The 21,026-nt window shown below is 53.0% G+C and carries 23 protein-coding genes; 14 read left to right on the forward strand and 9 right to left on the reverse strand.

What is annotated here, in order from left to right; translation table 11 throughout:
• Positions 1-212 precede the first annotated feature (212 nt).
• Positions 213-695: a hypothetical protein gene (locus JJU14_RS11500; protein ID WP_228613686.1), complete on the forward strand. Its 483-nt coding sequence runs from the start codon at positions 213-215 to the stop codon at positions 693-695.
• Between the two features lie 4 nt (positions 696-699).
• On the opposite strand, the gene JJU14_RS11505 is transcribed toward JJU14_RS11500, so the two are convergent.
• The 4 genes from JJU14_RS11505 to JJU14_RS11520 all read right to left on the reverse strand — a co-directional run bounded on the left by JJU14_RS11505 (position 700) and on the right by JJU14_RS11520 (position 4,330).
• Positions 700-1,683 carry a 2-dehydropantoate 2-reductase gene (locus tag JJU14_RS11505; protein WP_228613688.1) on the reverse strand — a complete coding sequence of 328 codons (984 nt, stop codon included), beginning with the start codon at positions 1,681-1,683 and terminating at the stop codon, positions 700-702.
• A gap of 30 nt (positions 1,684-1,713) precedes the next feature.
• Positions 1,714-2,382 (reverse strand): SDR family oxidoreductase, encoded by a 669-nt coding sequence (locus tag JJU14_RS11510; RefSeq protein ID WP_228613690.1) that lies wholly within the window; start codon positions 2,380-2,382, stop codon positions 1,714-1,716.
• Between the two features lie 96 nt (positions 2,383-2,478).
• The gene (locus JJU14_RS11515; RefSeq protein ID WP_228613730.1) at positions 2,479-3,786 is read right to left on the reverse strand and encodes a TIGR00366 family protein; all 1,308 of its coding nucleotides are present in this window, start codon (positions 3,784-3,786) and stop codon (positions 2,479-2,481) included.
• A gap of 169 nt (positions 3,787-3,955) precedes the next feature.
• Complete coding sequence (locus tag JJU14_RS11520; RefSeq protein ID WP_228613692.1) at positions 3,956-4,330, reverse strand: DUF4168 domain-containing protein; 375 nt, start codon at positions 4,328-4,330, stop codon at positions 3,956-3,958.
• 169 nt (positions 4,331-4,499) lie between these two features.
• Here JJU14_RS11520 and JJU14_RS11525 point away from each other — a divergent pair, with 169 nt between their 5' ends.
• The 5 genes from JJU14_RS11525 (at position 4,500) to JJU14_RS11545 (ending at position 10,267) form a co-directional block, all read left to right on the forward strand.
• Positions 4,500-6,002: an ATP-binding protein gene (locus JJU14_RS11525; protein WP_228613694.1), complete on the forward strand. Its 1,503-nt coding sequence runs from the start codon at positions 4,500-4,502 to the stop codon at positions 6,000-6,002.
• Positions 5,999-7,402, forward strand: a complete 1,404-nt coding sequence (locus tag JJU14_RS11530) for a sigma-54 dependent transcriptional regulator (protein ID WP_228613696.1) — start codon at positions 5,999-6,001, stop codon at positions 7,400-7,402. Before JJU14_RS11525 ends, JJU14_RS11530 begins: the two co-directional genes overlap by 4 nt.
• Positions 7,389-8,189: a kinase gene (locus JJU14_RS11535; RefSeq protein WP_228613698.1), complete on the forward strand. Its 801-nt coding sequence runs from the start codon at positions 7,389-7,391 to the stop codon at positions 8,187-8,189. Before JJU14_RS11530 ends, JJU14_RS11535 begins: the two co-directional genes overlap by 14 nt.
• Positions 8,190-8,261: 72 nt before the next feature.
• Entirely contained in the window at positions 8,262-9,392 is a 1,131-nt protein-coding gene (locus JJU14_RS11540) for an SLC13 family permease (protein WP_228613700.1), read from the forward strand.
• An 89-nt stretch (positions 9,393-9,481) separates the two neighbouring features.
• On the forward strand, positions 9,482-10,267 hold the full coding sequence (locus tag JJU14_RS11545) for a peptidylprolyl isomerase (protein ID WP_228613702.1): 786 nt from the start codon (positions 9,482-9,484) through the stop codon (positions 10,265-10,267).
• Between the two features lie 94 nt (positions 10,268-10,361).
• On the opposite strand, the gene JJU14_RS11550 is transcribed toward JJU14_RS11545, so the two are convergent.
• Positions 10,362-12,116, reverse strand: a complete 1,755-nt coding sequence (locus JJU14_RS11550) for a hypothetical protein (RefSeq protein ID WP_228613704.1) — start codon at positions 12,114-12,116, stop codon at positions 10,362-10,364.
• 253 nt (positions 12,117-12,369) lie between these two features.
• Here JJU14_RS11550 and JJU14_RS11555 point away from each other — a divergent pair, with 253 nt between their 5' ends.
• Positions 12,370-13,065, forward strand: a complete 696-nt coding sequence (locus JJU14_RS11555) for a division plane positioning ATPase MipZ (RefSeq protein ID WP_228613706.1) — start codon at positions 12,370-12,372, stop codon at positions 13,063-13,065.
• Positions 13,025-13,378 (forward strand): replication protein RepA, encoded by a 354-nt coding sequence (locus JJU14_RS11560; RefSeq protein ID WP_228613709.1) that lies wholly within the window; start codon positions 13,025-13,027, stop codon positions 13,376-13,378. Before JJU14_RS11555 ends, JJU14_RS11560 begins: the two co-directional genes overlap by 41 nt.
• 42 nt (positions 13,379-13,420) lie before the next feature.
• Here JJU14_RS11560 and JJU14_RS11565 read toward each other — a convergent pair whose 3' ends face one another.
• Complete coding sequence (locus tag JJU14_RS11565; RefSeq protein WP_228613711.1) at positions 13,421-13,849, reverse strand: DUF3010 family protein; 429 nt, start codon at positions 13,847-13,849, stop codon at positions 13,421-13,423.
• A 39-nt stretch (positions 13,850-13,888) separates the two neighbouring features.
• Entirely contained in the window at positions 13,889-14,254 is a 366-nt protein-coding gene (locus JJU14_RS11570; RefSeq protein ID WP_228613713.1) for a hypothetical protein, read from the reverse strand.
• 159 nt (positions 14,255-14,413) lie between these two features.
• Here JJU14_RS11570 and ccoG point away from each other — a divergent pair, with 159 nt between their 5' ends.
• The 5 genes from ccoG (at position 14,414) to JJU14_RS11595 (ending at position 19,365) form a co-directional block, all read left to right on the forward strand.
• A complete protein-coding gene (gene ccoG, locus JJU14_RS11575; protein ID WP_228613714.1) occupies positions 14,414-15,838 on the forward strand; it encodes a cytochrome c oxidase accessory protein CcoG in 1,425 nt (474 codons plus the stop codon).
• Between the two features lie 55 nt (positions 15,839-15,893).
• On the forward strand, positions 15,894-16,889 hold the full coding sequence (locus JJU14_RS11580; RefSeq protein WP_228613716.1) for a serine/threonine protein kinase: 996 nt from the start codon (positions 15,894-15,896) through the stop codon (positions 16,887-16,889).
• 81 nt (positions 16,890-16,970) lie between these two features.
• Positions 16,971-17,609: a thiol:disulfide interchange protein DsbA/DsbL gene (locus JJU14_RS11585; protein WP_228613718.1), complete on the forward strand. Its 639-nt coding sequence runs from the start codon at positions 16,971-16,973 to the stop codon at positions 17,607-17,609.
• Between the two features lie 187 nt (positions 17,610-17,796).
• The gene (locus JJU14_RS11590) at positions 17,797-18,588 is read left to right on the forward strand and encodes a putative porin (protein WP_228613720.1); all 792 of its coding nucleotides are present in this window, start codon (positions 17,797-17,799) and stop codon (positions 18,586-18,588) included.
• Positions 18,589-18,729: 141 nt separating this feature from the next.
• A complete protein-coding gene (locus tag JJU14_RS11595; RefSeq protein ID WP_228613722.1) occupies positions 18,730-19,365 on the forward strand; it encodes a thiol:disulfide interchange protein DsbA/DsbL in 636 nt (211 codons plus the stop codon).
• Positions 19,366-19,372: 7 nt separating this feature from the next.
• On the opposite strand, the gene JJU14_RS11600 is transcribed toward JJU14_RS11595, so the two are convergent.
• Together JJU14_RS11600 and JJU14_RS11605 are read right to left on the reverse strand one after the other, a co-directional pair.
• Complete coding sequence (locus JJU14_RS11600) at positions 19,373-19,759, reverse strand: DUF4920 domain-containing protein (protein WP_228613724.1); 387 nt, start codon at positions 19,757-19,759, stop codon at positions 19,373-19,375.
• Between the two features lie 14 nt (positions 19,760-19,773).
• Positions 19,774-20,124, reverse strand: coding sequence for a RidA family protein (locus JJU14_RS11605; RefSeq protein ID WP_228613726.1), 351 nt, complete (start codon positions 20,122-20,124; stop codon positions 19,774-19,776).
• A 148-nt stretch (positions 20,125-20,272) separates the two neighbouring features.
• Here JJU14_RS11605 and JJU14_RS11610 point away from each other — a divergent pair.
• Positions 20,273-21,026 (forward strand): pseudouridine synthase (locus tag JJU14_RS11610; RefSeq protein ID WP_228613728.1); only part of this gene is annotated, 754 nt, incomplete at its 3' end.

The following is a 21,026-nucleotide window of genomic DNA, read 5'->3' on the forward strand; positions in this document are numbered from 1 at the left end:
TGATACAAAACAAGCCAAGTTACACACTCAATTACCGCTGCTTCCGGGCTGTATTGCGAAAAACACAACCATCTCCGCAAATCCGGAAGTCATTAGGATGATATCCGCAACAAGCTGCATAGATGGAAAATAAATTATTGAAAATAAAACACTTTAATTTTGGCACGGCTTTTTCATTCACTGCGGTGAACTCATACCACAGGAGACAACCAATGAAAGCAATCTTTTACGCAGCGGTAGCACTGGCACTCACTGGCTGCAGCGTACAATCCGCCCAGGCCAAAGAACAAACCAACAGCGCGCAATCAACCCGGATCATTCTGATGCAGGATGGTGAACGGCAGGAGTGGCAGTTTTCCGGTCGTGACTGGCAAGACAGTGCGGAATGGCAGCAGTTTCTCAGCAGTCTGGAGCCTGAACGGCAGGAAAAACTAAAGCGGTTGCTCAGTCGGCCAGACTTCCCTCCCATTCCGCCTATCCCACCCATCCCCAGAGTGCATTGGCAGGATAAGGATGGCATCAAGCAGCTAATTATACGCAGCGGGGATGATGAGCTGATGGCTGAGCACATCCTTGATATTCGGATGAAAGTCGCCGAACACACGTTTGAGGTGATCCGTCGTATGCTGGAACAGACCGATCTAAACCGTGAACAGCTGCAGTCGTTGCAACAGTTACTGGACAGCAAGTACTAAAGGGCTAGGCCAGCAATCCCCGATTGCTGGCCATCTGCCGGGTCAGGCCATAGAGGGCATCGGTCCAGGGAGTAGCAATACCAAGCCGCTGGCCAATTTCCCGCACCGAGCCAACCAGAGCATCCAGCTCCAGGCTTCGACCGGCTTCCGCATCTTGCAACATCGAGGTTTTAAAAGCGCCGAGCTTGGCGGTCACGGCAAAGCGATCCTCGGTACTTTGTTCAATCCGGCAACCAATCGCAGCGCCGATCTGCCTGGCTTCTTCCATCACCCGGGCAGAAAAATCCCGCACCAGCGCATCATCAAGGATTTGATCGCAGCTGGCCCCCGTTAACGCCGAAATCGGATTCATGGTCATATTGCCCCATAGCTTGTACCAGATATCCCGCTGAATATACTCTGACAGACTGATCTGCAAACCAGCTTGCTCAAGCAAAGCCGCAAACTGTTGCAGCTGGGGCGTGATCTGGCCATCAGGTAACCCCAGGATCAGGCCTTGTCCCATCACATGCTCAATCTGGGCTGGCGCCCTGGTACGGCAGCTGGCATGGATCACTGAGCCAATGACGCGCACGGCCGGGATCAACTGGCCAATGGTACCGCCCGGGTCCACCGTTTTTAGCGGCGCAGCCAGTGCTGCCCCTGCGCCATGGAAAAACCACCAAGGCACCCCATTCATCGCCACCAGTACCTTGCCATGCTGACCTATCAACTCAGCCACGGCCGGAGCGACACCAGGCAATGACTGGGCTTTCACTGCCAGGATCACCAGGTCCTGTGCTCCAAGCTCCGCGGGGCTATCGCTGGCCCGGACACGCACTTGATGCACCTGACCAGCCTGGGTCAATTGCAGGCCATGCTGCTTGATGGCCTGCAGCGTAACGCCTCGGGCCAGTACCGACAGCTGCACCTGTTCGGCCAAATGCTGCCCCAGCAAAGCGGTCAGCCAGCCACCAATGGCACCGGCACCGATGATTGCAATCCTCATCTGAACGTCCTTAGTCGACACCCCAGGTTGTTACCAGGGTAAGGCATCGCCATTGCTGTGAAAGAACTGGCCGCTATTATCCGCCGAAAGCTCGCTGATGCGCTCCACCAAACGGCGGGCCGCTTCATCCGGGCTGATATCGCCGGCAAAGCCCACCATCTGGGTTTTGACAAAACCCGGGTGGTAAATACCGACATAAATGTGCTGACTGGCCAAATCCAGGCTTAGCGACACGCTGGCAGCGTTGAGCGCAGCCTTGGCCATGCGATAGCCGTAATAAGCACCGGAACCATTGTCGCTGATCGACCCCATCCGGCTGGTGATCATGGCAATTTTACTGCCCGCTGTCAGCGCCGGCAGCATGGCGTGACTAAGCACCAGCGGGGCCAGCGCATCTACCTGAAATTGTGCCTGAATGCGGGTTAGATCCAGCTCATTCAGTGTTTCATTGCTGAAAATGCCGGCATTGTTGATCAGAATATCGACCGAGCCTTTGGAAAACTGCTGAGCGACCTGCTGCAATTGCTCGGGCTGGCTAAAATCTATCCCGCTGTGTACCGTCACGTCCAGATCGGCCAGCTCGGCCGACATGGTGCGGCACACCACCGTCACTTTGCAGCCTTTGGCCAAGTATTGCTTCACTAACGATAAACCAATACCGCGGTTCCCGCCGGTAATCACGACATGTTGCATACTCATCAGCTCCCTGGTTGGTAAAAAAGGTTATGACGCTATTGTTATTACGCCACCGTTATTGCGCCACTATAGCAAAACTGACAGCTCTCTGCTGTACGGTTAGTACCAAGTCAGCACCGCTGCTATCACCAAGCCGGTCATAAGCAATTGCAGCAGGCAAAACCCCATAATATCTTTTGCTTTTAAACCGGCGATGGCCAAGACGGGCAAGGCCCAGAATGGCTGAATTAAGTTAGTCCAGGCATCCCCCCAGGCAACCGCCATCGCGACCCGCTCAATATCGGCGCCCAGCTCCAGCGCTGCTGGTAGCATGATCGGAGCTTGCACCGCCCACTGACCACCACCCGAGGGCACAAAAATATTCACCAGGCCGGCACTTAAAAAGCTCCAGAATGGCAGGGTCTCGCTGCTGGCAAAGCCAACAAACCACTGCGACAAACTGGCGGCCATGCCCGATTGCACCATCACCGCCATCATGCCGGCATAAAATGGAAACTGCAGCAAAATACCGGCACTGCCGGAAATCGCCTGCTGCAAACTGCTTAGCAAATTACGCGGGCTCTGATGCAGTAAAATCGCAGCAAATAAAAACAGCAAGTTGACGCTGTTTAGATTCAGCCCACCACCATCACTAAAATACAGCAGCAAGTACCCAAGCCCCAGGCCACCAAACAGCCAGCCCAACCAGCGACTGTGCTCCAGATGCTCGGCCGGGCGCTCTGGTTTTAGCGACGCTCTGACTGACTCAGTCAGTTTGGCCGGGTCCACCAATACCGCTTCATCCTTATTCGGCAACATCAGCCGGTTTAGCAGTGGGATCAGCAGCACCAGCAACAAGGTGAGGGTCAGATTAAAGCCGGAGAAAATGGTCTGGCTGGTTGGGATCACGCCAATCAAGGCTGCAGAAAAATGCCCTTCGGTAGCGATGGTCAGCGGCACAGAGCCGGCCAGGCCACCGTGCCAGATGACAAAACCAGAATAGGCACTGGCTACTAACAGACGGTAATCCACCGCCACCCGCCGCGCCAACGCTTTGGCGAAAAAAGCGCCCACCACCAGGCCAAAGCCCCAGTTCAGCCAGCTGGCAACAAGTGCCACCAGCGTCACCAGCACAATGGCCGTACCGGCCGTCTGTACCTTCGCAGCCAAGGCATCCAAAGCCCGCTGCACCAAAGGGGTGGTCGCCAGTAAAAAACCTGTCACCAGCACCAGCATCATCTGCATGGCAAAGCTTAGTAAGCCCCAAAAACCATCGCCCCAATAACGCAGCACCGCCAACGGCGTCTGTTGCTGGAACAGCATGGCGGCGGCAAACACCAGCAGCGTCAATACTAATACCAACACAAAGGGATCCGGCAGATAACGCTCGGTTAGGCGCACAAAGGGGTTGGCTATTTTGCTCAGCATAAAGGCGGTATTCAACGAATAATCATGCTGTTAGCCTAGCGGCTTTGCCGAAAAAGTACCAGCCAAGTCGAGCTTAGCTACTGATAAAAAACCCTGCCGGCATGGCAGGGTTTGGTCAGGGGTTTCAGCCCAACGCTTACTTCAGGCTGAAAAGGGAGCCGGGCGCGATTTAAGAGTCAGCGCGTGACATGCTAAGGATACGCTCGCGCAGTTCTTCATCCTGCTGGGCTTGCTGAGCAATAGCGTTGTATTGCTCCGCGGTAAGGCCGGCAGACTCAACAGCTTCTACCATTTCATTCTGAGCCTGCTGCTGAATTTGCTGGGCCTGCTCAGCACTCTCAGCGCTTTGAAATTCTACTTCGTATTTAGCGCCGATTTCGCCAATGGCATCCATTGCCATGGTGAACTGCAGTAGCTTGGCTTCTGTGATTTCAACCTGTTGCTGCTGTTGTGGCTGCATGGCTGCAGGATTTGCCTGAGCAACACCCAGGGTGACAGTGGCAGAGAAGGCGGCCAGACAAAGGGCAATAGCAGTTTTTTTCATAAGGGGACTCCTTTAGTTTGAGTTCACTTACCTGATTGCGAAAGCCGTACCAACTTGAATATTTCACCATAAGTAATTGATAATCAATAAATTAAATCAAAAACCCCCAAGCGTAGGCTGCCAGGCCCTTCATCATTGTGTATACTAATGACACACAATAGGAGGTGATGTGACAATTTTATCCAACCTACGCCGCTGGCCACAAGCCAGCCTGCAGCGACGGTTGCTGCTGTTTGTGGTGCTACCTATGCTATTGCTGGTAGGGCTGGCCATTCGCTTTGGCCTGGCCTTAACCAGTGAGCTGGTCAGCAATAGCTTACGCACCGATCTGGAGCTGATTGGCCGGGCCATCCGGGTTCCTATCAGCGATGCACTGCTGCAACAGGATATGGCAGCCATCAACGCCCATCTTGAGTCGGTGTTTACCATAGGCCGGGTCTATGGCGCCTCGGTTTACGACACCGATGGCCGCCTGGTGGCAGCCACCGGCGTGACCGAGCGCGATCTTTCCGACAGTGAACTGGCTTCGGAAGTGGTTCGCACCGGTCTGCAGCAGGATGGCTACCACTCGGTATCTGGCCAATCGCTGTTTTCGCATTTTTTACCGGTGATTGATCGCAGCGGTCAGATCCATGGCTTGCTGCAAATTAGCCGCAAAGGCAGTGATTTTGAGCGAAGCCTGGATCGGATGTCGACCCTGGCCTGGTTGAGCTGGCTGGCTCTGGCACTGCTCAGCCTGCTGATCATGTGGCGCGGTCATCAGCGCGCTATCGGCCAGCCGGTGCACCAACTGGTAGACAGTATGCGTAAGGTCGCGGCTGGTGACAGCAAGCATCGCGCAGCACTGGATGGTCCGGCCGAACTGGCCGAAGTAGCGGCTGGCCTCAATCAGATGCTGGACGATATGGCCAAAGCGCAGCAGCAATTGCTCAGCCAGCAAAAGCAGCAGCAACGCATGCAGCAACAGTTGAAGAAACAAGAAACCATGGCCGCTATTGGTCAGGTGGTAAGTGGGGTTGCCCATGAGCTGGGGGCACCGCTTAGCGTGATCGATGGCCGGGCACAACGACTACTGCGCCTGCAACAGGACGAAGACAGCCAGCGCCAGTTGGATGCCATTCGTGGCCAGGTACAACGTCTTAGCCGGATGGTTACGCAATTGCAGGCCTTTGCCCATACACCGGTTGCCAGCTGGCAAACCGTCTCTTTACCGGAGTTGATACAGCAGGCACTCACCAGCATCAGCTTTGAGCTACAACCAGGTGATGCCGAGCCACGGCTGCTGGCTCCTTGCCCACCTATAGAACTAACAATGGACCCGGATCGCTTTGAGCTGGCATTGGTCAATGGTCTGCGCAATGCCGTTCAGGCGGCGCGCAGCGAGGTGCTGCTGCAAGTCATTGCCGATAAGCAGTCATTGCAGATCCTGATTGAAGACGATGGTCCAGGCCTGCCAGCTGGCAAGGCGGCGGCAGATGTGATGCAACCTTTTGTGTCCAATAAACCGCAAGGCCAGGGCACAGGCCTTGGCCTGGCCATTGTGCAGCAAATTTTGCAGGAGCATCAGGGCAGCGTGCAACTGTCCAACAAAACGCAGCCCAATAACACAGTGACCGGTTGCCGCCTGACACTGATCCTACCCTTGCCCGCCGCTAAGGAGTCACACGTATGACCATCTCGCCCAGCCAACTGGCCATTGTGGAAGATGATCCGGCTTTACTTGAGTTGCTGCAGGAGGAGCTGACCGGCCAGGGCTATCAAGTGACCACCTTTAGCCAAGCAGAAGACCTGCTCGCTGTACTGGCAGATCAGTCCTTTGCGCTGGTGATCAGCGATATTCGCCTGCCCGGTATCAGTGGCCTGGAGCTGCTGAGCCGTTTCAAGCAACGGAGCAATCCGCCGGCCCTCCTGCTGATCACGGCTTTTGGCACCGTACGTCAGGCCGTAGCCGCCTTAAAACAGGGGGCCGACGACTTTCTGACCAAGCCGCTTGATCTGGATCACCTGACGTTGTCGGTGCAACGCTTACTGGCCCACCAGGCGCTGCAACGCGAAGTACAGCAGTTGCGGCAACAGCAACTGGAAAGTCCACCAGGTATCACAGGGATTATTGGAAAAAGCCGGGCCATGCGTCGGCTGTACCAGCAAATAGCTCAGGTTGCCCCGGCTCAGGGGGCAGTACTGATCCTCGGAGAAAGCGGCAGTGGTAAGGAGCTGGTCGCTCAGGCCATTCACCAGCAAAGTGCCCGTATCAACAAGCCTTTTATTGCCGTGAACTGCGCCGGCATTCCGGCCGAGCTGATGGAAAGTGAATTCTTCGGCCATGCCGCCGGCGCTTTTACCGGAGCCCGTAACGCCCGACAGGGCCTGTTTAAAGAAGCCGATGGCGGCACCCTGCTGCTGGATGAAATCGCTGAAATGCCCTTGTTGCTGCAAGCCAAATTATTACGGGTCTTGCAGGAAGGCAAAATCCGCCCGGTTGGCAGTGATCAGGAAGACAGCATCGATGTACGAATTCTGGCCGCGACCCATCAGGATCTGGAACAAAAAGTCGAGACGGGTAGCTTCCGTGCCGACTTATTTTACCGGCTGGAAACCTTCAGCCTGCAGGTACCGCCGCTGCGTGAACGCGCCGATGATCTGGAGCTGCTGGCCGATGTGTTTTTACAAAAGTTAAAACAGCAGCAGCCCAAAAATGTGCAGGGCTTAAGCCCGGAAGCGCTCGATTGCCTGTACCGCTATCCTTTTCCCGGCAATGTACGGGAACTACAGAATGCCATCGAGCGCGCTTTCACCTTTGCCGATAGCGCTGATATTCAGCCGGCTGATTTGCCCGGCCGTATTTGCAATTATCAACCAGAAGCCGGCCAGCCATCACAAAGCCACACCAGCTGGCCCAGCCTGCAACAATTGCAGCGCAACTATGTGCAGCAAGTGCTGCAACATACCGCTGGTAACAAACAAAAAGCCGCCCAATTGCTGGGTATTACCCGTCGCACCTTGTACCGCTGGCTGGAGCCGGCAGAACAGGCAAGCACGGGCAAAGAAGACAATGACCATGCAACGGATTGATGCCAGCGCTAGCTACCAACAGTTGCTGGATACCCTTTGTGCCAGCTTAAGAACCTTGCCTACACCTGCCGTAGTAGGCATTAGCGGTGCTCAGGGCAGTGGCAAGAGCACGCTGGCACGCTTGCTGACCGAGCAACTGACGGCTTTGGGTTTGGCTACAGCCACGGTATCATTGGATGATTATTACCTGAGTAAAGCGCAGCGCCAGCAACTGGCAGAGCAGGTGCATCCCTTACTGGCCCAGCGGGGCGTCCCCGGTACCCATGCCATCAACAGAGCCATCACCGATGCGAAGAGGGTGCTGGCAGCCAAGCCGGTCCAGCTGCCCTGTTTTGATAAAGCCCTGGATGAACCGGTCAGCGACCGGCCGCCGCAGCAACTGCAGCTGCTGATCGTCGAGGGCTGGTGTCTGGGGATAGGACCGCAAAGCGAGCAGGAGCTGTACCTGCCACAAAATAACCTGGAAGCCAACGACGATCCGACCGGTCAGTGGCGAGCTTTCATCAACCAGCAATTGGGCGGCCTGTATCAGCAATACTGGCAGTTGCTCACACCCCTGATCTGGCTGCAGGCTCCGGACTGGGATTCGGTCTGTCGGTGGCGGGCCAAACAAGAACAGCAACTTTGGCAACAGCGTGGTCAGGGCATGACCCCACAGCAACTGACCCACTTTATGCAGAGTTTTGAGCGCTTAACCCGTGCCAGCTGGCAGCAACTGCCTCAGCGGGCCGATATCCAAATTGCGCTGGATCAGCAGCAGCAACCTATTTTGCTGACCAATTCATAAACACACTGAGTACCCAATAACCTGTAAGCTCAGTACAATAGCTTTTCTATCAACGGCCGGAGCTTTCTTAGCATGCATCTGTTGCGCCACCTGCTTTCCAGAGTCACGGAAGACTTACTGCTGCTGGTATTGCTGCTGGCACTGCCACTATTGCTCTGGTTTACCCCCAGCAGCCCGGCAGCTCTGCTGCACTTGGTCGACTGGCCCACCATCACCGCATTGGCGGCCTTGATGCTGCTGAGCCGGGGTTTGGAAGACAGTGGTTATCTGGCCCGCTTTGCCGCCTGGTTGTTGAGGCAGGAGCATTCTCAGCGTCAGCTGGCTGTGGTGTTGGTGGCCTTTGCTGCCCTGCTATCGGCGGTAATTACCAACGATGTGGCACTTTTTGTGCTGGTGCCCATCTGTCTGAGCCTGGCCAGGCTGAGCGGCTTGCCGGTCGGTCGTTTGATCATTTTTCTGGCATTGGCAGTCAATGCCGGCTCCAGCATCAGCCCTATCGGCAACCCACAAAATCTGCTGCTGTGGCAGGCTTCCGGCCTTAGTTTTCTGCAGTTTTTGCTGATGATGCTGCCACTGGCGCTGCTACTCACGCTGCTATTGATGGTGCTGAGTTATCTGGCCTTTCCAGCCAGCCGACTGTTATTGCCGGCCAGTTCTTCGCAACCCAGGCAAGATAAACAACTGTTTCGCTGGTCACTGCTGGGCTATCTGCCGGTGATTATAGCCATTGAGCTTGGTTTGGCCCCTGCAGCTGCAGTATTGGTGGCCTTTGGTTATTGGTTCAGAGCCAAAGCGGTAGTGCTTGGCATCGACTGGTGGTTACTGCTGATTTTTGCACTAATGTTCATTGATTTAGGCTTGCTGGCGCAGTTGCCTCTGATGCAGCAGTTGGCCACCGCCTCGCTGGAGCTTCCCGGCGGTGCTTTCACTGCTGGCGCAGTACTGTCACAATTGCTATCCAATGTCCCGGCCGCGATCTTTTTGCAAAACTTTACCGACGACTGGCGAGCCCTCAGCTGGGGCGTCAGTGTCGGTGGTTTTGGCCTCGCCATAGGTTCACTGGCCAACCTAATCGCGCTGCGCCTGGCCAAGCACCCCGGACTCTGGCGAGAGTTTCATGCCTGGTCAGTCCCGATCTTCTTTGTCAGTGCGCTGGTGGGAGCTCTGCTGTTGGCTAGTACTAACGGCTGTTGCGTTTGGTAGTCATTGGTTATTAAGTGTTACGCTCACTGGTTCCTATAACAGACTCTGCAGTATGCTATCTATCTTATTAATCGCGAATGGGTCTATTGATGAAATTAGTGCACTCTTTGTTGCTTGCCAGCTCCCTCTGCAGCCTTGCCTGGTCTTGGTCATTGCAAGCAACCATTGTCGAGTTCAGAACCTCGTTAGGTAACTTTGAAGTCAATTTATTTGACGAGATCACGCCGAAAACGGTAGAGAACTTCCTGCAGTATGTCGAAGATGAAAGCTATCATAACAGTGTGATTCATCGTCTGGTGCCGGACTTCGTGGTGCAGGGGGGCGGCTTTGCCTACAGCGGCGAGCTGCCACTAGATGTGATCCCCGCCCGAGCTGCGGTGCAGAACGAGCCAAAACTATCGAATCGTAAAGGCACCATCGCCATGGCCAAGCTGGAGAATCGTCCCAACAGTGCCACCAACCAGTGGTTTTTCAATTTAAATAACAACCATGCAGGCCAGCCTCAACTGGATACCCAAAATGGGGGTTTCACTGTGTTTGGTCAGATTTCTGAACAAGGGATGGAGATATTAGAAGCCATCGCTGCTTTGCCGCGTTTTAATCTTGGCGGCGCAGCAAATAGTATGCCTTTACGAAACTACACCAATGCCGATGCAGCAGCAGGCAAGACAGTCACAGCCGAGAATCTGGTGTTGATCGAAAGTGTGGTGATCGTGGATGCCAGAAGCAATACTGCAGCCGGGTTGAACCCGGTAGCCAACACCCTGATTGAGCAGCAACCACAACAGGACAATGATTTGGACAATGGCGGCTCGCTTGCCTGGCTGGTCGTTGGTCTGACCGGCATCCTGCTAGTGCGTCGTCGCCGCCGTTAGAGTTTGGTCTGAACAAAAAATTATGCCCATCCAGAAGCTTGTTCTAGATGGGCATAATGAAGGTATAAGGCACCCTGTTCATGCCAGTACTTAACTATGCAATACCCGCTTTACTCAGTTGCTGCTCAAGAGTAGCGATACGCTGTTGTGCCTGTTGGTTAGACAAGGTCAGTCGCTCTATGGTCGAGGTCGAGTTGTTCTTCACAAAGCTCAGTTGCTCCTCCATCTTCGCCAGCCGCTGTTGCAGTTGCTCTTTTTCCTGCAGATACTGCTGCTGCGCTTCACGCAATTGTTTGTTCTCTTCACGTTGCAACTTGATGGTTTCACGCTGACGGCTCTGATGTCCGGCCGTCACTTCACTCTGCTCTTTTAGCATCTGGTTGGTACTTTGCAGGTGCGCAATCTTACTTTCCATCACCTGCAAGCGCGAGCGTAAGCGTTGCAGCTCCTGTTCTTGCTCGACGAACTCATGCTGTGAGCGCATTTCAGGCAACTTAGAGGACAGCTGTTCAATTTGCAGTGCCTGCTCTTTCAGTTGCTCAGCCATCTCGTCTTTAGCTGCAATCACATCATCCAGTTGCTGCCTGGCATCATCCCGCTCTTGCTGCAGTTGCGCCAGATTCCCCCCCTGATCGGCGGCACTTTGCTCGCTTTCTTTGAGCTTTGCTTCCAGCTGCTGGTAGTGCTGGCTGGCTTCATCCAGCTTTTTCTGCAAAGCGGCGCTGGCTTGCTCTGATTTTTGCAGTTGCTGCTCAAGCACCGGCAGCTCTTGTTTTTGTAACGCGAGCTCTTTTTGGGTTTGCTCCAACTTTTCTTCCAGTTGGCTGACATGCTCTGCATGCTTAGAGCCTGCCTGCGACTGCAGCTCGGCATTGGCCATCTGCAACGCATCCAGCTTCTGCGCAAGCAACTCATACTGTTCATCGCCCTGGCGTTTCGCCTGAGTGGCTTCATCACGTTGCTGCTCTGCTTCCGCCAACCTATCTTTTACCTGATTGAGCTCTGCCTGATGCTGCACCAGACTTTGTTGCAATTCATTCAGGGCCTTCTGACGTTCAATCGCTAGTTGCTGCGCATCGGTAAACTGCTGATGCAGATCTTCACTGTCTTCGGTAAGCTCGCGCGCCCTGTCGCGTAATTGGGCAATTTCATGCTGCAGATCTTGCTGCTGTTGCTCCAGCTCCTCGATATGCATCTCCAATTGAGACACCATAGCGTCACTTGCAACAGGCACATTGTTCGATTCAGATGATGTCGCCACGTCAGTCTCTCTTGCTGCTTTTGATGGGGTAGCCACCTGCTGGGCGACTATTTCTTTGTCTTCTTTGGCAACTGCTTGTTTTTCTGATTCAGGCGCACTCGCCTTGTCTTGTTTTGGCTTGGTGACGGCCTCAGCAGCACGAACAATGGCATCATCCCTCGACTTTGCTACCGGCTTATCCGCCTGTGGATCCGAGAGGGCAGCATCTATCTCCGGTAAATCGGACTCTGTTTTTTGTTTCAGCTCACTTGATGAAGTCTTGCTCATCTCAGCGCTTGGTTTGTCAGCCTCTGGCGCAGAGCTTTTATCTTTCATCATTTTCTTGCTGAAATTGATCATCTTACTTAGAGAACCCGGCACTTTTTCTGTTAACGCACTCAGCGACGGCATCCCCTTGCCTGAGGAGGTTGCAGCGTCCTGCTTGCCCTGCTTTGGTTCGTATTGGGTTTCACTACACCAATGATCAAAATGAACCACTATGCTGGAGCGGCTGCCATCCAGATATTTTGCCAAAAGATCCAGGGTGATGATCTGACCTTCCCGCTGCAACCGCTCACACACTGCTTTCACTTCACTGTAATTTGCCATTGCTTACCCGCTCTCACTTTTACCACTGAGCATTATAGAATACTTCGTTTTTGCAGAAACAGGAAACCTTTCCTGCATGTTTTTTGCTCATTTATTACATCAGGTACACAGACAAGTGCGACATAAAGTACGCACAAGTCGTTAAAAAAGAAAAAGTCTTCCTAATTCGCTCAATGCTTATTTACCACCTATACTTTAAGTATAGGCCAATTTGCAGGCCGTTGTCTGTTCATTGCAACATGAGGAAAGGCTGATGATTCTGTTGGTCGGTGGTGAGAAAGGCGGTAGCGGTAAAAGTTGCCTGGCGCAGAATATCGCAGTGTATTTTACCCGGGAAAAACAAGCCAATGTGATGCTGGTAGACTGTGACCCACAGCGCACCACATCGGATTGGGTGCAGGAAAGGCATTTAAATCCTGACTTACCCTGGATAAACTGCGTGCAGATGTATGGCAAAATTCGTTACGAATTAAAAAGTCTGGAAATGCATTACGATGTGGTAGTGGTAGACTGCGGTGGTCAGGACAGTGTGGCGCTTCGATCGGCCATGGTGGTTGCCAGCCATGTGTTGCTGCCGTTGCGTCCCAAGCGACGCGACCTGAAAACCCTGGAACATCTGGAAGACCTGGTCAGCGCCAGCAATGTGGTCAATCCGGATATGATTGTTGGCTGCGTGATGACACAATGTCCATCACTGCCAAATCAGGCGAACCGTATTCTGGATGCTAAAGAAGTCTGCAAGTCATTCAACTTACGGGTGCTTGAAGCCATCACCTACAGCCGTAACATCTATGATGACAGTGAAGAGAAAGGCTTATCGGTGATGGACATCGATCCGGATGGCAAAGCGGCTGTCGAGATCCGGGACATGATTACTGAACTGCTGTCGATGAAGGCGATACAAGAAGATGGGGCTGAGGGATCTGAGAAAAAAGTCTACGCCGTCTGAAAAGCGGTCGGTAAATGTAGACGAGTTTATTGATGACGCCAACAACTATGCCATGGGCTTGCCCAAGGTGGTGAGTTTGCGTCAGCTACTACCAGACGAGGAAAGTGGACCGCGGCTGCCAATGCGCCATGCCACTTTTACGCTGAGCCCGGAAGCGATTGAAGCCTTAAATCAACTCAGTGAAATGACCGGTGAGGCGAAGTCAAAGATTATTCGGCATTTGGTATTGCAAGCCATTCAGCAAGCCAGCCAAAGGCCGGATGTGGTGGTAGAGCCCGTGCCGCCTCCGCCTGGCAAAACTGGCTCTAATTAGTTTTCATCCTGATCCTGGTAAAGGCTTCAGGATGGAAGCTCATCATTCTTTATGGTGCAACCAGGCGTAAGCCGTTTCAAATGCCGTTTGCTGAAACCCCTTTAGTCCGGTAGCTTTAAAATCGATCAACAGCGGATTACGGCTTAGTTGCTCTTTGATCTGCTGACCAGTTAGCAGCGCCACCTCAACATCAGGCAACAACTGCAACGCGGCTTCAATCTTAAAGCCAATTGATCCACCTGCAAACTTCCCCTTTTGTGGTCGCTCTTTGATTACCACTTGACGGATCTGGTAGTCCTGAAAGAATTTTTGCAACGTGAACTGAAACTTGCGCATAGCCTCTGCATCTTTATCTTGTAGCAGCGCAAAGCGTTGCTGACGGCAATCTGGCAACTGAAATAATCCTTGCTCCAGCGTCATCAGACAAATAATGGCTTCATTGCTTTTAATTTCTATGCCACATACACGCATAAGCGTCTCCTAATGTATTTTATTTGATGTACCGCAAGCTTATTGCCGCATCAGGATGTCATACTGACTGTCGATAATGCCGCAGGCTTTACGCAAAGGCTCGCCAAACAACAAAGGATTGAAATCACCATCGATGCAATAGCGTTGCCGAAATAGCAACAGCTCCTGCTTCGAAGACGCGGCCCGCTGCAACTGAGCACGTTGTCCTTCTCCAAGCTCTTTGCCAAGCTCAGTAAAGAGGCGGTCGATGTTGCGTAACGCCTGAGCTTCACCAGAGCGACTGGACGAACCGGCCATCTGGTAAAACTGCTCAATCAATTTTTCTTTGTAAGGGCTCACTTTGGGATGATCCGAAAATGTCGCCAACAACAGGATCACTAACAAGATCAGTATAAGCGGTTTCATGATGACACCTTCCCAAGTACAGTTGGTCTGATCATACCCGATTGCTGACTCAATTGTCTGCATTGCAACAAAGTAAAAGCGCTGTTCCTGAACAGCCGCCAAAGAAGTGATATACTGCGGGCAGATTGCCTGCTGACGAATGCCATGGCCGAGGTGAGCGTGACTGACAAAATTGATGTAAAAAATATCCCGGTAGACGTCCAGCTGCATACGCCAGGAAAAACTCCACCAGGTCGCTATTCATCACGTGATCGCATCTATGTGCGAGCCATGAAAGGGATGCACCAGGCGATTCGCCGTTATATGGGCTTCTTCTTTATGGGGCTCTTTATGCTGCTGCCCTGGCTGCGCTACAACGGTGAGCAGGCGATTTTGCTAAATATTGCCGAACAAAAATTCAGTATCTATACCCTGACGCTCTGGCCACAGGACTTCACCATTCTGGCCTGGATTTTTATTATTGCTGCCTACGCTTTATTTTTTGTCACGACCTTCTATGGCCGGGTCTGGTGTGGTTATTTATGCCCACAGTCCGTCTGGACCTTTATCTTTATGTGGTTCGAAGAAAAAATTCAGGGCAGCCGCAACCAGCGGATGAAACTGGACCAACAGCCCTGGAGCATCAGCAAATTCAGTAAAAAGTTGCTAACCCACCTCTGCTGGGTTGCTTTTGCCTTGCTGACCGCCTTGGTATTTGTCGGCTACTTTACGCCGATTGATCAGCTGTTTTTGAATTTCTTCACCCTGCAAGCTGGCTTCTGGGCCACGCTGGCGGTGCTGTTCTTCACCTTCTGTACCTATGGCAATGCCGGCTGGATGCGCGAAATTATGTGCACCCATATGTGCCCCTATGCTCGTTTTCAGTCCGCCATGTTCGATAAAGATACCTTTACTGTGGCTTACGATGAGCGTCGTGGTGAAACACGTGGGCCACGCAGCCGCAAGGATACCGATTACAAAGAAAAGGGCCTGGGGGATTGCATCGACTGCAACCTGTGCGTCCATGTCTGCCCAACCGGCATCGATATCCGCAATGGTTTGCAATACGAGTGCATCAATTGCGGTGCCTGCATTGATGCCTGCGACGATACCATGGAAAAAATGGGCTATCCGAAAGGACTGATTAGTTATACCACTGAAAGCCGCTTGCAAGGCAAAGGGGCTCATATTCTCCGCCCCAAACTACTGGGTTATTTTGCTGTACTGGTGGTTGTCTGCATGGCGTTTGTGTATACGCTTTATAGCCGGCAGCCGTTGGAGTTTGATATTTTGCGTGACCGCGGGGCCTTGTTCCGCGATACCAGCGAAGGCTGGGTGGAAAACACCTATACCTTGCGCCTTATTAATAAATCACAGCAACAGCAAACCTTTGTGTTCTCCGTATCCGGCCTGGATGATGTCCGCTGGATAGGCCCAACCGAGCTGACCGTAGCCGGTGGAGAAACCGCCAGCCTACCGATAAGCCTGGCCGCCGATCCCTGGGAGTTGGCGCAGCCCATCACCGATATCACCTTCACCGTGCGGGTAGAAGGCCAACCAGCTATTGAAGTGTCGCAAACCAACCGTTTCTTCTCCAGACGCTAGCTCCCTTCGTGTTATAGTCGCTGCATCTTTTGCCTGCAGCGACTTCAGGAGCTTTATGTCTGCCTTTTGTTTTGCCGATTTAACACCGGATACCGTGCTGGATGCACTAGAAGAGCTTGGCCTGGCCATCGATTCCGGTTTAACGGCGCTGAACAGCTTCGAGAACCGGGTCTATCAATTCCGTGGCGAATTGCCGGGGCAGCCAGCAATTCAACGTTGGGTGGTGAAGTTCTACCGGCCACAACGCTGGAGCCTGCAGCAGCTGCAGGAGGAACATGATTTTACCCGTGAACTGCTGGCAGCAGACGTGCCCGTGGTGGCACCGGTCAGCCTCAATGGCCAATCGGTACTGCCCTATGCCGGTGGTTATTTTGCGCTATTTCCAAGCCGGGGCGGTCGCTCGCTGGAGACCGACAACGAAGAACAGCTGGCACAACTGGGCCGTTTTCTTGGCCGGTTGCATCAGGTGGGTAAGAGCAAAGTGTTTCAACACCGCCCGACCTTCAGTGTCGAAAGCCACCTACACCAAAGCCGGCAGGTCTTGCAGCAATGCCCCCAGATCCCACCACATATGCAATCGGCATTTTTTACCGCGTTAGATCAGGTGATTGCCGAGGCAGCCAAACAATACCAACCTAAGGAGTTAATCCGGGTACACGGCGATTGCCATGCCGGTAATTTATTCATCGATCAACAGGGGCCCTTTTTCGTGGATCTGGATGACTGCCGGATGGGCCCGGCCATCCAGGACCTCTGGATGATGTTGTCCGGTGAGCGCGCCGACCAATTGCTTTATCTGGAAACCATGCTGGAAGAATACCAGCAGTACTGCGATTTTAACCCGGCAGAGCTCACACTGATCGAACCCTTGCGTGCTATGCGTATGATCCATTACATGGCCTGGTTAGCCAGACGATGGGATGATCCGGCCTTTGCAATGAACTTTCCATGGTTTGCGACAGACAAATACTGGGAGCAGCAGGCATTGGTGTTAAAAGAGCAGTTGTTTCAGCTGCGCCAGCCCCCTTTGTCGCTGCAACCTGGCTTTTAATCGGTCGGCCATGGGCAAATTCATGCTTTTTTGCTAGGCTAGGCCGAAACAACAGTCGTATTTTTTGAAGGAAACCCGAGAATGAAAAAGCTGTTCGCTTTCCTGTTTACAGCAGCACTGTTAAGTGCACCAGCATTTGCCCAAACCTTTATAGAGGGCAAACACTACGAAGTGATTGCTGAGCAAGCCACCAGCAAACCAGAGTTTAAAGAGTACTTTTCCTTTTTCTGCGGTGGTTGCGCCTCCATTGAACCTTTGGTGCAACAATTAAGTGAGAACCTGCCTGAAGGTGCCCAGTTTAAAAAAGTGCATGTGGATTTCGTCCGTGGCGCTTCACCGGAAGTGCAAAATACCCTGGCCCGCGCTTACCTGGTCGCTGATGCGCTGGAAAGAGGTAACGCTTTCTCCACTGCGGTCTTTAACCATATTCACCGTCAGCGCCAGCAAATCCGTAACGATGGCGATGTGCGCTCCATCGCGCTGGGTGTTGGCATCAGCGCCGAAGAGTACGACAGTCGCATCAACAGCTTCTCGGTACGCATGGGAGCGACCGTCATGCGCAACGAACAAAATGAACTGTCCCGCGCCCGGGTGCTGACCGGGGTCCCTACCTTTGTGATCAATGGTAAATACAAAATCAACAACGCCAGCCTGGATGGGCGTAATTTTGCCACCGAGCTGGAACAGTTGGTCGATTACCTGCTGCAAAAAGACAGTTAGTGTTTAACAGCCAGGCGGCACAAGCAGCCTGGCTTTTCACCGTTACAGCGCTCAATATCCAACCGATACGTTTAAAAAACAATCAAACCCATCTTTAATTACAGTTTTTTACACTTTTGTGACTTTACACTACAGACTGTTGTCCTTAGAATCCGCGGCCGAACCTATCAGGACAAGGACAACAATGATGTTTAAATACGCACTTCCTTTTATCGCGGTCGCCGCATCCGCTTCAGCAGTAGCAAACGATTATCAGCTGATTTCATCGCTGGAATGGGACCACATTCGTTACAGCGGTAGCTCTACCAATGTTCGCACGCTGGATGCCGTCTATTTCCTGGACCGCAAAACCGTATTGGGCCCGCTGGATCAGTTTGAATACATCAACAAAACATCCAATCTGCAGGCTGGCTATTCCCGCTTTGCCGGCACCAACCTGTGGGCTTTAGGTGGCGAATACTTCACCGACTCCGGCGTTGTCGTGTCTGCTAGCCATGCTCGTAGCAGTGGTTTTCATGCCAATACTCTGGGTCTGGGCTACCTGTTCTCTGATGATTTCATTGTTCGCGCTGAAGCACTGCGCCCACGCAGTGACAGCACTTCTTACCTGTTCTCTGCCAGCTACAATCTGCAGTTAGAAGGCAACGACTACATCGGCTTTACTGCCGCCACCGATGACGACTTCGACTACCAGGGCATCAGCAGCAAATACTTCGCTGCGCTGGGCGATGATCGTTTTATTACGGTAGGCGCCAGTTACGACCGTAACAAAGGTGCCGACAATCAGTGGGAAGCGGAAGTAGGTTACTACTTCAGCCGCATGACCTCTGTTGCTGTCTCTTACGATCGCAGCAAAAGCTATGGTTTTAAAGCCAAGCACTTCTTCAACCAGAACTGGGCACTGGCAGCTGGCTACGGCAGCAACCGTGATGTCTCAGGCCTGAAAGTCTGGCATGCGGGTGTGACCGGTCAGTTCTAAGCATTACAGCTGAAAGACTTGTAAAGGGCACTGCGGTGCCCTTTTTGCTTTCTACCGAGTGCATTCCACCTGTTTTACTTGCAGCACCGTGCAAACTATCCGACAATGCAAAACACAGCAAAATAACAACAAATACCTACAATGAAATTACAAGCCAGCTTTTTTTTCCTGCTGCTGACAACAACTCTATCGACCTGGGCACAGCCATTTCAACAGGGTAAGCACTACGATGTTATTGCAACCACCCCAAGCACCCAGCCAGAAGTCAAAGAGTACTTCTCATATTACTGCGCCGCCTGTGCCGCCATTGAGCCTTTTGTACAGGCGTTCAGCCAGCAACTGCCTGAGCAGGTGCGATTTCGTAAAGTGATGTGGTTTATGGCCGGAGCCAGCGCAGAAACCCAGCAAGCGTTAGAGCATGGCTATCTGGCCACGGTTGCTGCAGGGTATGGTGATGCATTTTCAACAGCTGTTTTTAACCGGTTGCATCGCCAGCGAGCTCCGATCCAGTCGACACAGGATGTACGCAACCTCGCCTTACAGGCTGGTATCGATGCGGACACTTACGATGGCAGACTACAAAGTTTCAGTGTCAGAGCTGCCGCTACCGCTATGCGTAATGAGCAAAGCGAGCTATCGCGGCAACGCACAGTCTCGGCTGTGCCAACTTTCGTGGTGAATGGCAAGTACCGCGTGAATAACAACAGCCTGAACCCACGCAATTACCAGCAGGAGCTGGAGCAATTACTGACGTACCTGCTCAGCAAAACCGACTGACGTACCTTTAAGGTTCAATCAATACGGCTGATGGCACCAACTGATAGCGCGGCGTGTCGCCGCCTGGCCAGGGCTGCAAGGTACCGGTCGCGTAAGCGGTTTTGCCTTTGGCACTCAGCGGAAACACCATATCGCCATCCCGAACCTTGATACGAAAGGCTGGCTCATGCTCCGCTGTGGCAAAGCGCATCCAGCAGTGCATTTTCTCACAGACAGCGGTAATGGTGCCCTGTACCGTCACTCCCTGCTGCAGATACTGCTCAGGCGTTGCCAGAATAGTGGTTAAAGCCACCAGCTTATCCTGCTGTACATCGCTACCAAACTGGACCGGCTCGGCTTGAGCCACGACTACTACACAGCTGGCAGCCGCCAGCAAGGTCATGATTTTGTTCATTCGATACACTCCTGTTATGTTGCGCAAGCGGCCACAAAGGCAATTTCCACCAGCATGGTCGGGTCCAGCAGTTCTACTTTGATGCAGGCACGGGATGGGGCGCAGCCCGCTGGCAGCCAGGCATCCCAGCACTGATTAAAAGCATCCAGCTGGCTGATATCGGTAATGTAAATGGTGGCACTAAGCAACTGGCTATGATCGCTGCCGATGGCAGCCAGAGTTTGCTCGGCCTGCTGAAAAATCTGCCGGGCCTGGCCAGCCATATCAGCACTGGTATCTTCCGGCACTTCAACAAAGTGAGCAATACCATTAAATACAGTGGCATCAGACCAACGCTGGCTGGGGTTAAGACGTTGAATAGTCATCGGATACTCCAAGGTTCAAAAGCAGATTATCGCCAGCTTAAATGCGAAATACAATTATTTTCAGCAATGCAACAGGCTGGTGAACGCCTTACAGAACCCAGCTCTTTTTGTGATAAACTAGCCGCATTACAGCAAGGATCAAGCCCCAGTGTCGATTGCGAAAACAGCCTCTGAAATCACCCTGCCCCCTCAGAGCAACGGCTGCCGTACCGTGTTCGAGTTTTTATGTCAGCGCTTTCCAAAAATTGGTGCAGCCGTTTGGCGTGAACGCATTGCCGCTGGCAAGGTGCACTGGTATCAAGGCGAAGCCATCACCGAACAAACCTCGTTTTTGCCAAGCCGTCGGCTGTGTTATTACCGTGAGGTCACTGCCGAACCGGTGATCCCGTTTGCCCATCGCATTTTGTATCAGGATGCGCATATGCTGATTGCGGATAAACCACACTTTCTACCGGTGACGCCGGGTGGCGATTACGTCAATGAATGCCTGCTAGCCAGGCTTAAACGCGATACCGGGTTACACGACCTAGTCCCGGTGCACCGGTTGGATCGTGATACCGCAGGCCTGGTGCTGTTTTCGTTAAACCCGCTAAGCCGGCCGGGCTATTACCAGCTGTTTGTGAAGGGCAGTATTCACAAACAGTATCAGGCGGTGGCCCGGCTTATGCCACAGCTGCAGACCGCCGCTTTGCCGCTGCGCTGGCATATCGACAACCGCATAGAAAAAGCCAACCCCGGCTTTATTAACCGCATTGCCGAAGGTGAGCCCAATGCCCGCTCAACCATCGAACTGACTGATCGCAGCGGCGAGCTGGGTTTATTTCAGCTACAGCCTTTCACCGGTAAAACCCATCAGCTGCGGCTGCATATGCTCAGCCTGGGTGCGCCGATTTTGCACGACC

It is taken from the genome of Alkalimonas sp. (genome assembly GCF_020831925.1).
In the GTDB taxonomy this organism is placed as follows: domain Bacteria; phylum Pseudomonadota; class Gammaproteobacteria; order Enterobacterales; family Alteromonadaceae; genus Alkalimonas.

Bases quoted from the DNA above. Each gene is read 5' to 3' on its own strand.
- JJU14_RS11500 (WP_228613686.1), top strand. From the start codon at position 213: ATGAAAGCAATCTTTTACGCAGCGGTAGCACTGGCACTCACTGGCTGC.
- JJU14_RS11505 (WP_228613688.1), bottom strand. From the start codon at position 1,683: ATGAGGATTGCAATCATCGGTGCCGGTGCCATTGGTGGCTGGCTGACC.
- JJU14_RS11510 (WP_228613690.1), bottom strand. From the start codon at position 2,382: ATGAGTATGCAACATGTCGTGATTACCGGCGGGAACCGCGGTATTGGT.
- JJU14_RS11515 (WP_228613730.1), bottom strand. From the start codon at position 3,786: ATGCTGAGCAAAATAGCCAACCCCTTTGTGCGCCTAACCGAGCGTTAT.
- JJU14_RS11520 (WP_228613692.1), bottom strand. From the start codon at position 4,330: ATGAAAAAAACTGCTATTGCCCTTTGTCTGGCCGCCTTCTCTGCCACT.
- JJU14_RS11530 (WP_228613696.1), top strand. From the start codon at position 5,999: ATGACCATCTCGCCCAGCCAACTGGCCATTGTGGAAGATGATCCGGCT.
- JJU14_RS11535 (WP_228613698.1), top strand. From the start codon at position 7,389: ATGCAACGGATTGATGCCAGCGCTAGCTACCAACAGTTGCTGGATACC.
- JJU14_RS11540 (WP_228613700.1), top strand. From the start codon at position 8,262: ATGCATCTGTTGCGCCACCTGCTTTCCAGAGTCACGGAAGACTTACTG.
- JJU14_RS11545 (WP_228613702.1), top strand. From the start codon at position 9,482: ATGAAATTAGTGCACTCTTTGTTGCTTGCCAGCTCCCTCTGCAGCCTT.
- JJU14_RS11550 (WP_228613704.1), bottom strand. From the start codon at position 12,116: ATGGCAAATTACAGTGAAGTGAAAGCAGTGTGTGAGCGGTTGCAGCGG.
- JJU14_RS11555 (WP_228613706.1), top strand. From the start codon at position 12,370: ATGATTCTGTTGGTCGGTGGTGAGAAAGGCGGTAGCGGTAAAAGTTGC.
- JJU14_RS11560 (WP_228613709.1), top strand. From the start codon at position 13,025: ATGGGGCTGAGGGATCTGAGAAAAAAGTCTACGCCGTCTGAAAAGCGG.
- JJU14_RS11565 (WP_228613711.1), bottom strand. From the start codon at position 13,849: ATGCGTGTATGTGGCATAGAAATTAAAAGCAATGAAGCCATTATTTGT.
- JJU14_RS11570 (WP_228613713.1), bottom strand. From the start codon at position 14,254: ATGAAACCGCTTATACTGATCTTGTTAGTGATCCTGTTGTTGGCGACA.
- JJU14_RS11580 (WP_228613716.1), top strand. From the start codon at position 15,894: ATGTCTGCCTTTTGTTTTGCCGATTTAACACCGGATACCGTGCTGGAT.
- JJU14_RS11585 (WP_228613718.1), top strand. From the start codon at position 16,971: ATGAAAAAGCTGTTCGCTTTCCTGTTTACAGCAGCACTGTTAAGTGCA.
- JJU14_RS11590 (WP_228613720.1), top strand. From the start codon at position 17,797: ATGTTTAAATACGCACTTCCTTTTATCGCGGTCGCCGCATCCGCTTCA.
- JJU14_RS11595 (WP_228613722.1), top strand. From the start codon at position 18,730: ATGAAATTACAAGCCAGCTTTTTTTTCCTGCTGCTGACAACAACTCTA.
- JJU14_RS11600 (WP_228613724.1), bottom strand. From the start codon at position 19,759: ATGAACAAAATCATGACCTTGCTGGCGGCTGCCAGCTGTGTAGTAGTC.
- JJU14_RS11605 (WP_228613726.1), bottom strand. From the start codon at position 20,124: ATGACTATTCAACGTCTTAACCCCAGCCAGCGTTGGTCTGATGCCACT.